Here is a 13,671-nt window from a genome sequence, read left to right on the forward strand (position 1 = left end):
TCTTCTTCTTATCGGTCAACATGCCATAACCTTAATTAAAATAGTTAACATAAAAAAACGCCAGTTTGTTTTACCAAACTGGCGTTTTTTTAAACGGCAAACTTATTTAAAGTCTTTCTTTAGAAAAAGCATCACACTTAAATGTGCTCTACCTTTTCAATTTCGTAAACAACTTCGCCACTCGGTACGTTAATCGCTACCTCGTCTTCTTCAAACTTACCAATGATCGCTTTTGCAATCGGTGAGGCATAAGATATTTTCTTATGTTTCACATCCGCTTCATCATCACCTACGATTTGATAGGTTACCGTTTCTTCAGTATCAACATTGTATAAGGTCACTGTTGCACCAAAGATAACCTTCCCTGTATGAGGCATTGAATTAATATCAATTACCTGCGAATCAGACAGCTTGCCTTCGATCTCTTTAATTCGACCTTCAGCAAAACCTTGCTCTTCACGAGCAGCATGATATTCCGCATTCTCTTTCAAATCACCGTGTTCACGCGCTTCTGCAATGTCCGCGATTACACGCGGACGAACAACAGATTTCAGGTGGTTAAGCTCTTCACGTAAACGCGCTTCGCCTACGAGCGTCATTGGTACTTTTTTCATTATTTCCCCAGGTGTAAATCTTGCAATCTTCTTACTTTTATCTCTTCGTCCAAACTAATCGCCAAGCTTGTCGCTTCTGCGCCAGCCAATGTTGTAGTGTAACAAACCTTGCGCTGCAATGCTGTACGACGAATCACTGAAGAGTCTGCGATCGCTTGAGTACCCGATGTAGTGTTTATAATGTAGTCGATTTCGTCGTTTTTCAACATATCGACGATATGTGGACGACCTTCGGTTACTTTGTTTACCTTAACGACATTGACACCGCTGTCAGCCAAGTACTGTGCAGTACCGCCTGTTGCAACGATTTCAAATCCGCTCTCGATTAAACGCTTCGCCACATCAACTGCGCCCGCTTTATCTTGATCACGGACAGAAATGAAAGCACGACCAGACGCTGGTAGAGTCGTCCCGCCACCTAATACGGCCTTGCCAAAGGCTTCAGCAAACGTATCGCCGACACCCATTACTTCGCCCGTAGATTTCATTTCAGGCCCAAGAATAGGATCAACACCTTGGAACTTATTGAACGGGAATACTGCTTCCTTAACGCTGTAGTACGAAGGAATAACTTCTTCAGTATAACCAATTTCTTCTAGCGTTTTTCCAGCCATAACTGCCGCAGCAATTTGAGCAAGTGAGCGACCAATACATTTAGAGACAAACGGCACTGTACGCGAAGCACGAGGGTTCACCTCGATAACAAAAATTTCGCCATCTTGCACTGCAAGCTGAGTATTCATCAACCCGATTACACCAAGCTCTAATGCCATACTCTTAATCATTGAGCGGATTTCATCTTGAATATCCGCTGGCAAAGAGTATGGAGGCAATGAACAAGCAGAATCGCCAGAGTGAACACCTGCCTGTTCAATATGCTGCATGATGCCACCAATCACAACCTGCTTTCCATCAGACACACAATCAATATCCACTTCAATAGCGGCTTTTAGGAAGTGGTCAAGTAACACAGGACTGTCATTCGAGACTTTAACCGCAGTCGTCATATAGCGGCTTAATTCTGCTTCATTATAGACGATTTCCATCGCACGGCCGCCCAATACATAAGATGGACGAACGACCAATGGATATCCAATTTCTGCCGCTTTAACAATTGCCTGCTCAGTACTACGAACCGTTGCGTTGTTAGGCTGCTTGTAACCCAGACGCTGAATCATGCTTTGGAAGCGTTCACGGTCTTCAGCTCGGTCAATTGCTTCTGGTGTTGTACCAATTATAGGCACGCCTTCATTTTGCAATGCACGTGCAATTTTCAATGGTGTTTGGCCACCAAATTGAACAATGACACCTTTCGGCTTTTCTGTGCGTACAATTTCAAGTACATCTTCAAGCGTTACTGGCTCAAAGTACAGACGGTCAGACGTATCGTAGTCAGTAGAAACGGTTTCAGGGTTACAGTTTACCATGATCGTTTCAAAACCATCTTCACGTAGACCTAATGCAGCGTGTACACAGCAGTAATCAAACTCGATACCCTGACCGATACGGTTTGGACCACCACCTAGAATAACGATTTTATCTTTATCCGTTGGCGCTGCTTCACATTCATCTTCATAAGTTGAATACATGTAAGCGGTGTTCGTTGCAAACTCAGCAGCACAGGTATCAACACGTTTGTACACAGGGTGAACATTGACAAGATTACGGCGCTCTCTCAATGACTTCTCAGTCACGCTGAGTAAATCAGCAAGACGAGCATCAGAGAAACCTTTACGTTTCAGGCGACGCACATAATCGTAATCAAGATCCGCTAAACCTTTATCAGCAAGCGCAGCTTCTTCTTTAATCAAATCTTCGATCTGAATAAGGAACCAAGGATCCACACCCGTTACCTGATACACTTCCTCAACGCTCATATTTTGACGGAATGCATCACCGATGAACCAGATACGATCTGCACCCGGTGACTTCAGTTCACCAAGAAGCTTCTCTTTCGAATCTTCTTTCGTAAAATCTAATTGAGGGTTGAATCCATCGGAACCTGTTTCTAGGCCACGTAAGGCTTTTTGTACAGATTCTTGGAAAGTACGACCAATGGCCATCACCTCACCCACGGACTTCATTTGAGTCGTTAGGCGGTCATTCGCCGTTGGGAATTTTTCAAAGGTGAAGCGAGGGATTTTAGTAACAACATAATCGATCGACGGCTCGAAGCTAGCAGGTGTCAAACCACCTGTGATGTCATTCTGAAGCTCATCCAACGTATAACCGATTGCCAGCTTCGCTGCAATTTTTGCAATTGGGAAGCCTGTCGCTTTAGAAGCCAATGCAGAAGAACGCGACACACGAGGGTTCATTTCGATAATAACCAAACGACCCGTTTTTGGATCCATACCAAACTGAACGTTAGAACCACCCGTTTCGACACCGATCTCACGCAATACCGCCAATGATGCATTACGCATGATTTGGTATTCTTTATCGGTCAGCGTTTGCGCAGGTGCAACAGTGATTGAATCGCCTGTATGGACGCCCATGGCATCGAAATTCTCAATGGCACAAACGATGATACAATTATCGTTTTTGTCACGAACCACTTCCATTTCATATTCTTTCCAACCAATCAATGATTCATCGATTAGCAGCTCATTGGTTGGCGACAAATCCAAACCACGAGTACAAATTTCTTCAAACTCTTCCATGTTGTAAGCGATACCGCCACCAGTACCGCCCATTGTGAAGGAAGGTCGAATGATACATGGGAAATTCACTTCGCTTTGAACTTTAAGCGCTTCTTCCATGTTGTGCGCAATTCCCGCACGTGGACACTCAAGACCTATCGACTTCATCGCTTGGTCAAAGCGATTACGATCTTCGGCTTTGTCGATCGCATCGGCGGTTGCACCGATCATTTCAACATCAAACTTTTCTAGAACACCATGACGCTCTAAATCCAACGCACAGTTAAGCGCGGTTTGACCACCCATTGTAGGCAATACTGCATCAGGGCGTTCTTTTTCTATGATTTTCTCAACCGTTTTCCATTCAATCGGCTCGATGTAAGTCGCGTCCGCCATTGAAGGGTCTGTCATAATGGTTGCAGGGTTCGAGTTAACCAAAATAACTCGGAAGCCTTCTTCACGAAGGGCTTTACAGGCTTGAGCACCTGAGTAGTCAAATTCACAGGCCTGACCGATTACAATCGGGCCAGCACCAAGGATTAAGACGCTTTTTATATCAGTACGCTTTGGCATAATCTCTTTGTTCCCGTTCAGGCTTTAGTAGCTTTGATATTTTCAATAAATTGATCAAACAAAGGCGCAACATCATGTGGGCCTGGGCTTGCTTCAGGGTGACCCTGAAAGCTAAAGGCTTTCTTATCTGTTCGTGCGATGCCTTGTAACGATCCGTCGAATAAAGATTTATGAGTCGCTTCTAGGTTGGCAGGAAGACTGTCTTCGTCCACAGCAAAACCGTGGTTTTGGCTGGTAATCATTACCGTGCCTTTCGCTATATCCTGAACAGGGTGGTTTGCACCGTGATGTCCAAACTTCATTTTCTTAGTTTGCGCACCAGACGCCAACGCAAGCAGTTGGTGACCTAGACAAATACCAAATACCGGAATCTCTGTTTCAAGAATCTCTTTAATGGCCGCAATTGCGTAATCACATGGCTCCGGATCACCCGGTCCATTTGATAGGAAAATACCGTCAGGATTCATCGCCAACACTTCGTTCGCAGGCGTCTGAGCTGGTACAACAGTTAAACGACAACCACGCTCAACCAACATGCGTAAAATATTGCGCTTTACACCAAAATCATAAGCCACGACATGAAAATCAGACTTTTCAGGTGTCGTGTGCCCATCTACTAAATCCCAAGTGGATTCTGTCCACTCGTATTTTGTTTCTACTGTTACTTCCTTTGCTAAATCCATGCCTTTTAGACCTGGAAATGCACGAGCGGCAGCAATTGCGTCTTCCTCGTTGATATTATCTCCGGCGACAATGCAACCTGCCTGCGCGCCTTTTTCACGAAGAATACGAGTCAATTTACGTGTATCAATATCAGCGATACCCACGACCCCTTTACGCTTTAGATAATCCGAAAGCGTTTCTTCTTTACGCCAGCTACTCGCCAGCAAAGGTAGATCTCGAATAATAAGGCCCGAACACCATACCTGACTTGATTCTTCGTCTTCAGAATTAACGCCAGTGTTACCAATATGGGGATAGGTCAAAGTGACCATTTGTCGAGCATAGGAAGGGTCTGTAAGAATTTCTTGATAACCGGTCATTGAGGTGTTGAATACCACCTCTGCGGTCGAGGAGCCATCTGCCCCGATTGAGACGCCTCTAAAAATAGTGCCGTCTTCCAGAGCAAGAATCGCTGATGTTGCCAAAGGAACCTCCCGTTAGAGCCAAAAAATGGTTGCAAAAAAGCGAGACAAACCGATGGTTTATCTCGCTTTTAAAATACGCTACTTTACTGCCTGTAAGTCTAGTACTTTTACGTTGAAGACCGCAGTTAAAAATCTGAACAATTTTACTCTTATACGCAATTTTCGTCCATAGCAAATCAGCTAAAAAGACCAAAGATAACGCCTTTTTTGACGAGTTTTGATTGACCTTTTAGTCAACATTAACAATAGCTCAATGCGCGACTAACAAAGTAACCCATCTGCCACTTCTTGAGCTTTATCGTAGCCCTCAAGATTCGCCAATACCGCCAATGAAAATGCCATTACCATAGCTGGCCCTTGTGCAGTGATAATATTACCATCCATCACAATAGGCTGATCGGCAAGATACTCTGCGCCTTTTAGATTCGATTCAAAGCCTGGATAGCACGTTGCTTGTTTGTCTACAACAAATCCATGCGTGCCAAATACCAAGGCGGGCGATGCACATATTGCCGCCAACAGCGCATCTTGAATATCATGCTTTTCGAGCAAATCAATTAACAATTTACTGTCACGGAGGGACTCTGCTCCTGGCATTCCTCCGGGAAGCACAATCGCGTCAAACATTTCGCTGGCAACATCTTCAAGAAGAACATCCGCCTCTATTTTTATGCCGTGGGCAGCGATTATCGACTTTGATTCATGCACACTTGCAACTTTAACCTCGACATCGCCCCTGCGTAATACATCAATAATTGTAATCGCTTCAATATCTTCACTTCCATTGGCGATAGGAACAAGCACCTTTGACATAGTTTCTCCTCGTTTGAATTCGAAATGTTTTTTTTACTTTAGGAACAAACTCATAAGGCAAGCGGCTTCCTTACCAGAGCTGTGGGTGTAATAGTTTTTACGACGACCGACTTCTTCGAATCCTATCTTGTAATAAAGCTCTATTGCTGCAACATTTGACTCTCGAACTTCCAGCAACAATTCATCATGCTTTAGCTCGTCGGCCCAATTTCTCCAAGCTAACAGCAAGGCTTCTGCATAACCTTTTCGTCTTTCATCTTTTGCAACAAGAATCAACTCAAGCTCAGATTGACCACATACATTCGATGCAACTAACCACGCAGTCAGAGCATCAGGTCGGGCACTATCACTCTGCAACACCCAAGACGTTCTTGCATTCAGAGACTCTTCAATTAAGCGTTCAGACCAAGGATAAGGGTTAGAGGAATTATTTAAATCTACAATAGCGACAAGGTCACTTATTTTAGCCGTGCGAATACTGTAACTCATACAATCTTTATCTCTTGAACGCCGCTTGCATCGCTTGCCACGCCTCTTTTCTAAGTTCTGGAATTTTCAGCATTTGCGGCAGACTTTCTACTTCCGCTATTTGAACGGAGGTAAAAGACAGTTTCCCTGTCGACTCTTGAATCATCTTCTGTGCATGTATTCCTGCAACAACCAAGCGAATGGAAGCCTCATCGCTTCCAATAAGCGTCTTTATGAATGATTCAAATGCTCCCAATTGCCAATCTTGACGAGCAAAAAAGTAAGGGTTTTTAAGTTGGTCAGGCCAAGAAAAAGCAAATGACTTCCATTCCAAAATATCGTGTTTGAGTAGCGCTTTCCCGAGGTTTAAAGCCAGCCTATCAAGCGCATCTGGTTCGCTAAAAGCAAACGGAACATCGGTAACAATAAAAAGATCCGAAGCCAAAGCATAGCCAGTAATCGCAACCCGAGAAGGTAAACCCGTAACACGTTCACGCGGCACCTCAACATGTACGGACTTTTCTTCAATCGGCTGTAAATCTTCAACAATAAGCTCCGGGCCCGATGTAAGCTCATTTTTTAAATTGAGAACGGAAGAAATAGGCGTCGCGCTTGAATCGCCCGAAACATCTAAAGCAGGCTTTTTTAACGCACGCTCCGCTACGGCAGATTGGAATCCAGATGGTGAATCATTCAGCGTATTTTTTGAATACTCTAATACAGCACTGGTCTGACAAGCCCAAGGAGAAGAAGGGCGATATATAACACCCTGACTGTCAGTGTGTTTGGGTAGCCAAGTTGTCACTCCCATCAATGCAAGGCATTCACTTTGATACGCCTGATAAGGCGTAATGTCTTGTTGTAATGGTGCTTGACTTTCAGTCGATATTTGCAATTGAGGTGTCTCAGATACTATGGCTACAGTAAAAAGATTATAGCGCTTTCACACACGGTCTCAAAACACTAATATTCGTATAAAATCTCGTCAGAAAAGAGTTTTTCGTAGAGCCTTAAATAAACTGTAGGTATAATAAACTAACCTTTTGTTCAAATTTATCATCAATAACCCCATTCAAATTGAGGAACTTCATGAAGCGATCTTTACTAGCGACTGCCGGTGCTGTGTTTACGGCACTTATGATGACACAAACGGTTCAGGCATCGGACTTACCAGACCTAAAAGGACGCACCATCGTCGCTGTAACGGAAAACGCATACACTCCTCTAAATTTCGCAGATCCGGAAACGGGCAAAGGCATTGGTTGGGAATACGATGCATTCAACGAAATTGCAAAACGCCTAAACGCAAAAGTAGACTGGCAACTAAGTAGCTGGGACACTATGATTCAAGCGGTAAAACAAGGTCAGTATGACGTCGCGATGGATGGCATTACGATCAATGATGACCGCAAAGCGCAGGTGGATTTCTCGGATCCTTATATGGTTTCAGAACAATTCATGCTAGTACGTGCGGATGAAACTCGCTTTAGTAACGCTAAAGATTTCGCTAAAGACGATGATTTGTATTTTGGCGCACAGCCAGGCACGACCAATTTCTATGTCGCTGTTTATACCGTTCTTGATGGCAATGAATCTAACTCTCGAATTAGCCTATTCGAAACATTTGGTGCTTCTGTACAGGCCTTAAAATCAGGCGATGTTGACTCTGTTTTAATGGACGCAACGTCCGCTCGCGGCTACATCGGCGCAAATCCAGGAACTTTTAAGGTTATTGGAGGCCCGTTAGGCACAGAAGAATTCGGTTTTATTTTTACACCTAATTCTGATTTAGTTAAACCCGTTAATGCGGCACTGAAGTCTATGAAAGACGACGGTACGCTTGATTCACTAAACCAAAAGTGGTTTTTCGACTACAACCATTAAGAGCGCACGTTATTCTGTATTCGCTTTCAGGGAATGTACCAGAAAGCGAATACTAATTTGTGGAGGTCATCGTGATATAACCTCCTAGTCTCTTTATGAAGCTGCTATCAAAAGGCCAACTAATGCCTACAGCAACTTCTTCTTTTAGGACTGCTCCTTTTTCAATGCAATCAGTTAAACAAACTCTTGATAAAACACCTTGGTGGCTTGTTGCTGCTCTTACTTTATTTCTACTTTTAGCTTGGCACATCGTTGCTGACGAAAGTTATAGAAAAATTGCAAACACATTAGGAGAAGGGTTACTAACAACCATTGGTGTTACATTCGCAGCCTTTTCTATTGCATCTTTTGCGGGTCTTCTTATTGCGCTAGCAGGCTTCTCACGCCATCGAGTATTGCGAGAAGTGTCACGCTTTTATATTGAAATTATTCGCGGCATTCCTGTTTTAGTTTTGCTTTTCTATATCGCCTTTGTCGGCGCACCGGAAATCATCAAACTTTACAATGGACTACTTCAATACCCAATTGAACAAGGCTGGGTAGATAAAGCGCGGACTCGCGATTTCACGCTTCTCTGGAGGGCGATTTTTGCACTGTCCATCAGTTACAGCGCCTTCATTGCCGAAGTTTTTCGTGCAGGCATTCAGGAAGTCGGCAAAGGACAAATTGAAGCAGCACAAGCTCTGGGGCTATCAAGCTGGCAACGATTTCGTTTAATTATTATGCCGCAAGCAATACGTAAAATATTACCGCCGCTTGGAAACGATTTTGTTGCAATGATTAAAGACTCGGCTCTGGTTTCCGTACTAGGCGTACAAGACATAACTCAATTAGGGAAAGTCTATAGTTCCTCAACCTTTCAGTTCTTTGAGACATACAATGTTGTGGCCTTTATGTACTTAGTGCTCACCTTAGGCTTATCGCTATTAATCAGCGCATTCGAACACTATTTACGTCGACACGACCGGCAAAAATAAAGACAATTTAACTGAAAGGGGATGAGCACAGAGTCAAACGAGTCCGTGCTCAAAAGTGTCGCAGAGTAAGAGAGATAGGGTTAAAGCGATTCGCTTGTTACTGAAAGCTTAAGTTTATGTGTGTCGCCCGATTCCAATACATATTGGTTGTCCAACGCATTCGCCGTTTCAACACAAACAAAAGATCGATATTCATCATCTTCAATGTCAGTACGCTTTTTCGACAAGGCTTCACCGGGATTCCAAAGCACAGTACTGTGACTGCCTTTAGTCTCAATAACAAACTTCCGTTTTAACTTAGCGTCGTGCAACTCAGTCACTTTTGGTGCGTTGAGATACACTCTGTCCATACTTTCACATGGACTCACAACGCCTTCCTGAGTTTTCATTTCGCCGTTGGCAACTTTATCAATGTATGAGACACCTTCTAACCCTGAAACACAGGCTTTTTGGTTATCTGAAACTTTAAAATAAGTATGAATGGCTTCTGAAACGGCAAATGGCTGGTCTGACTTGTTTTCTGCAACAAGAGAAATAGAAAAGCCTTCTCCTAATCGAAAAGTTAGCTGAAGTTCAAACGCCTGATGCCACATCTCTTCAACGAGAGGGTGATCCTCAGACTTTAGGCGTAGTACAACTTTAATATCGCCATTTTTAAAACGTCCAACTTCTAACAGTTTCCAGCGAAAGTATCTTGCCAAACCATGAGCAGGAAAATCGGACTCAACTTCATGAGCACCAAACCAAGGCCAACATACCGGAGCACCGAAATGCCTGCGCCCAAAACGATTAACGGCTCCCTCATTTTCTGATTGGAATAACCAATCTTCCTGTCCCGTAGGAGTAAAGCTAACTAGGTGTCCACCCCACAAGGCAATACGAGCTGTAAAGCTTGGCTGATTAATAATGATTTCATCACAGTCTCGTATAGTAGAAGGCAGCAATTCCCCACCGACTTCTTCCAACTCTTTAATCAGTTGGCCGTTCATTCATTGCTCCAAAATTCAATAATTATAGGAACATATTAGCTTCAGATTAAATGATTACAATAGTTTGTTGTTATGCTCATCATTCAAATCACATTTTCATGAACAAATGCACGATCAAAAAGACAGCAGAAAAAGACGTTTATATGCTATGCAACGCAGGTTCTATTACGGCCTTCGGACTTTGCTTTGTATAACGCATCATCGGCCCGAGAAAGCCAAGCGGACACGTCTTTCTCATCATCGCTTAGTTCGCAAATTCCTAAACTGATGGTGATACTAATATCCCCTTGATCGGTTTTCACTTTGCGTTTAGCGATGGCTTCCCTAATTTTTTCACTGTACTTATACGCGCCTTCTTTGCTTGTGTTAGGCAGCAGTATGACAAACTCTTCTCCTCCAAAGCGCCCAACAAAATCGCCACGCCGAGAAGAGCCACCAAGCGCCTTTGCAACGTCTTTTAATACTTCATCACCTATTGTGTGACCGTATTCATCGTTGACGTTTTTAAAGTGATCAATATCAGCGATAACCAGAGAATGAGTTCCTTTGTTCTTTTCATAAGACGTGAATATCATTCCCAGAGCGCGATCAATGTTCGCTCTGTTGTTGAGATCTGTTAAGCCGTCCGTCTTACTCATTTGATCGAGTCTTCGGTTAGCTTCAACAAGAGAGCGTTTATTCATCGCAACTGCGGTCACATCATACACCACAACACAAACATGGCTCACGCCGCCACGTACATCGGTAATGGGTCTTAGTACCACGTTTTGATACATATGCTCAGACGTTCCGGTAATAGAACGATATGGTTTAAATTTAAACACATAAGGTCTTTGTTCCCAGGAAACATAAATCGGCGTTTTAAGAGCAAGCACTGTATCCACTTTCTTCTTAAGCCAATCGCTGCTCACATCAGGAAAAAGCTCGAATAAAGATTTACCTTTTACCGTAGTAGAGCTCTTTCCACTGTGGTTTTCCATAAAACCATTCCAAAGAGATACTTGGTATTGGCTGTCCAATACGATAAGACCAACGTCGATATGCTGTAGCATATCGAAAAGCCAATGTAACTCAGCTAATTCTGACGATTCAGTAGACATATTCGATAAGCTCTAATCAATAAGATAGGAAATAAGGCGCTCTAGCGGTTCAAGTGAGTCTTCAGTAAATAATAACAGTAGATCACAACTGATTTTATAGTTTTCAACTTCATATACTATTTCAACGGCCAAAGTTTGCGTCCAGTCTTCTTTTTTCACCGCCACCAAATCCTGAACTTTTATATGCTGACCCATTACAGCTGGATGGCTTTGGCTGAATTCAATGTTTAGCTGCTGACTAAGTGCGGACATAAAAGGCCCTACTAGGACAGACGAAACATCCATCAACAGTTCAAGCTCCATCGAAGAGTCAATGCTTTCAGACATTCCTAGCAGTTTGGCCATATCAGGAAAGCTAGAGTCAGAAAAAATCAGTAATGTTTCGATCGAAATTCCCGCCCCAACAAATCCTTGAGTTACCGCAGAGCACTGTCCTTGATCAGTACCACCATAGGAGAGCGCCATCTGCAATTCACTGACTTCAAGAACATTCACTTGAGGGACAGGTAACTTAATAAATACATTCAGCATATCGGCAAGGACACTGGCTGCTCGACCCATAGAAACGTTAGAGATTTCTTGGAGACCACTTGCCAGTGTCAACTTTTCTTTCAAATCGCCGAGATTTAAACCGCGACTCTGTGTGGAAGATCTATCTGTAAAAATAGGAAGATCGGACAGTGCTTCAAGAAGGGTTTCTGAGGAAACAGGTTTCTTTAAAAAGTCCCGTGCGCCAAGATCTGATACACGCTTAATCGCCAGCGGCTGCACATCTCCCGATACAACCACAACAACGGGGGCATTTTCATTGCTCTGAAGCCCTTGGAGTGTTTGATATCCATCCAACACAGGCATGTTCAGATCAAGAAACATAATATCAACAGGAGTGCTGTCGATGATATCCAGAGCTTCCTGACCATGCTTCGCATATTTGACTTCAGCATCCCAATCGTTAGGCAACGCTCTCGCAAGTTGCTTTCTCGCTAAACTGGAATCATCGCAAATCAATATATTGACGCTCATTCATTCTCTCTCTGGGAAATTAATTCTACGGTATAACGGCTGGAATTCGCTCTCGTGTATTGCTAAAAAAACAATCCATTGTGTATATTTAGCCTAGTAAGCCAAACTTACTGAGGAAAATTACAACTTTAATGTCGCAAGGTTACCGCCATATACCCTTATGTGCCGTTATTTATTGTAACAAAATTATAGTGTCGTTAGGCTATTTAGTATTAAGTCATTGATAATAAAGCCTCATTTACCAATACCTCGTCATACTTATTTTGATTAGTCGAAATTAACGGTGTTTTTACAACCGACACTCCAAGCTCGTTGAGTTCTTTTACATCCAAGTTACCGTAATCATAATGTTCGTCCATCAACAAAATATCTAGGGCTTTCCCATGAACACACCCACTGTCGTTAAGGTTTGCTAACCAACGCACTCGTTTCATCAATGACCAGCCTAATTGCTCCGGGTCAACGCCTAAATTAGGGATGTAAATTTTGGGGTTCGGGTTACTCTTAACAGCAGACGCCACGCCATCAGGCAGTAAATTTGCAACAAGGCTAGAAAAGAAACTTCCTGGGGGAAAACAAATGAGGTCGGCATCGAGTATGTCCGCCTTTCTATCCTCAGATAGAGTTACAGACGTTTCACACACTTCATCCAGCCCATCATTAAGCCATATTTTCCCAATCGGACTTTGCAATGGCTGAGTTTCCTTGCCCGTTAAGTTATGCTGCCCAAGAATCGTATTCCCATTCTCAAGGTGTGTACCTAAATGCAAAGAGGTATCTACAACGGTTTTTACCTGTCCAAGTGTTTTAACAAGCCGAGAAAACAAAAACACAATGGGATCAAGTTGCTGTTGATTGTTTAAGTAGCCACCCGCGATAATGAGATTACCAATACTGGCACCTTTCAGGTCAAACATGTCACCTATCCTTTCCTTTGTCACGGATAGTTGTGTTTGTATAAGCGATTTCATTGGATCAGGAATTGGCAAAATCAAAGGGTGCATACCATGTACAAGCTGATCAAATTCCTCTTCCAAAAGCGATTTATCAACAGATTTTGAAAATCGATACGTGAACAACTCGTATACTTCAGGTTGTCCTAGAACCGTTTCATCTGCCAATGCCATAAGTCGACTTCTGAGGTCGCCGACAGCAGGCATGTCAAATTCGTTTCGCAAATGAGCAGAACTCCCCCCAGAATCAAAGGGCGTTACAAGATGAACAGAATTGTGAGTATAAGATTTAAGAACTCGGCTAATCTTGTTTAAAGCGGAACCACCACTAAAAAACAGAATTTTAGGCCCTTGCTCGGGAAGGCTTTTGTAACGATGAAGCCTCACTGAATCAGGTAACTTCAAACGTCGGGTAATTTTCATCTGTTTACGTTATTCCTTAATACTCAATACAAAGCTCAACTAAATGGGATTTTTAGAACCTATT

The 13,671-nt window shown here is 43.1% G+C and carries 12 protein-coding genes; 2 read left to right on the plus strand and 10 right to left on the minus strand.

What is annotated here, in order from left to right:
• Window positions 1–137: 137 nt before the first annotated feature.
• The 6 genes from greA to DFP79_RS16955 all read right to left on the minus strand — a co-directional run bounded on the left by greA (window position 138) and on the right by DFP79_RS16955 (window position 7,153).
• On the minus strand, window positions 138–614 hold the full coding sequence (greA, locus tag DFP79_RS16930) for a transcription elongation factor GreA (protein ID WP_133505129.1): 477 nt from the start codon (window positions 612–614) through the stop codon (window positions 138–140).
• Window positions 614–3,829, minus strand: a complete 3,216-nt coding sequence (gene carB, locus DFP79_RS16935) for a carbamoyl-phosphate synthase large subunit (protein WP_133505130.1) — start codon at window positions 3,827–3,829, stop codon at window positions 614–616. The genes greA and carB overlap by 1 nt, the downstream gene beginning before the upstream one ends.
• Before the next feature lie 17 nt (window positions 3,830–3,846).
• Entirely contained in the window at window positions 3,847–4,977 is a 1,131-nt protein-coding gene (carA, locus tag DFP79_RS16940) for a glutamine-hydrolyzing carbamoyl-phosphate synthase small subunit (protein WP_133505131.1), read from the minus strand.
• A gap of 261 nt (window positions 4,978–5,238) precedes the next feature.
• A complete protein-coding gene (locus DFP79_RS16945) occupies window positions 5,239–5,790 on the minus strand; it encodes a DJ-1 family glyoxalase III (protein WP_133505132.1) in 552 nt (183 codons plus the stop codon).
• A gap of 33 nt (window positions 5,791–5,823) precedes the next feature.
• Window positions 5,824–6,279: a GNAT family N-acetyltransferase gene (locus tag DFP79_RS16950; protein WP_133505133.1), complete on the minus strand. Its 456-nt coding sequence runs from the start codon at window positions 6,277–6,279 to the stop codon at window positions 5,824–5,826.
• Window positions 6,280–6,286: 7 nt separating this feature from the next.
• A complete protein-coding gene (locus DFP79_RS16955) occupies window positions 6,287–7,153 on the minus strand; it encodes a hypothetical protein (protein ID WP_133505134.1) in 867 nt (288 codons plus the stop codon).
• Window positions 7,154–7,347: 194 nt separating this feature from the next.
• On the opposite strand from DFP79_RS16955, the gene DFP79_RS16960 reads away from it, so the two are divergent.
• Together DFP79_RS16960 and DFP79_RS16965 are read left to right on the plus strand one after the other, a co-directional pair.
• Complete coding sequence (locus DFP79_RS16960) at window positions 7,348–8,142, plus strand: transporter substrate-binding domain-containing protein (protein WP_133505135.1); 795 nt, start codon at window positions 7,348–7,350, stop codon at window positions 8,140–8,142.
• A gap of 122 nt (window positions 8,143–8,264) precedes the next feature.
• On the plus strand, window positions 8,265–9,119 hold the full coding sequence (locus DFP79_RS16965; RefSeq protein WP_243730306.1) for an amino acid ABC transporter permease: 855 nt from the start codon (window positions 8,265–8,267) through the stop codon (window positions 9,117–9,119).
• A gap of 80 nt (window positions 9,120–9,199) precedes the next feature.
• On the opposite strand, the gene DFP79_RS16970 is transcribed toward DFP79_RS16965, so the two are convergent.
• The 4 genes from DFP79_RS16970 to DFP79_RS16985 all read right to left on the minus strand — a co-directional run bounded on the left by DFP79_RS16970 (window position 9,200) and on the right by DFP79_RS16985 (window position 13,607).
• Window positions 9,200–10,108 (minus strand): D-hexose-6-phosphate mutarotase, encoded by a 909-nt coding sequence (locus DFP79_RS16970; RefSeq protein ID WP_133505137.1) that lies wholly within the window; start codon window positions 10,106–10,108, stop codon window positions 9,200–9,202.
• 146 nt (window positions 10,109–10,254) lie between these two features.
• On the minus strand, window positions 10,255–11,208 hold the full coding sequence (locus DFP79_RS16975) for a sensor domain-containing diguanylate cyclase (protein ID WP_133505138.1): 954 nt from the start codon (window positions 11,206–11,208) through the stop codon (window positions 10,255–10,257).
• Between the two features lie 12 nt (window positions 11,209–11,220).
• Complete coding sequence (locus DFP79_RS16980; protein ID WP_133505139.1) at window positions 11,221–12,231, minus strand: response regulator; 1,011 nt, start codon at window positions 12,229–12,231, stop codon at window positions 11,221–11,223.
• Between the two features lie 212 nt (window positions 12,232–12,443).
• On the minus strand, window positions 12,444–13,607 hold the full coding sequence (locus DFP79_RS16985) for a GAK system CofD-like protein (protein ID WP_133505140.1): 1,164 nt from the start codon (window positions 13,605–13,607) through the stop codon (window positions 12,444–12,446).
• Window positions 13,608–13,671 lie beyond the last annotated feature (64 nt).

Origin of the sequence: Marinomonas balearica (genome assembly GCF_004362145.1) — a bacterium.
In the GTDB taxonomy this organism is placed as follows: domain Bacteria; phylum Pseudomonadota; class Gammaproteobacteria; order Pseudomonadales; family Marinomonadaceae; genus Marinomonas; species Marinomonas balearica.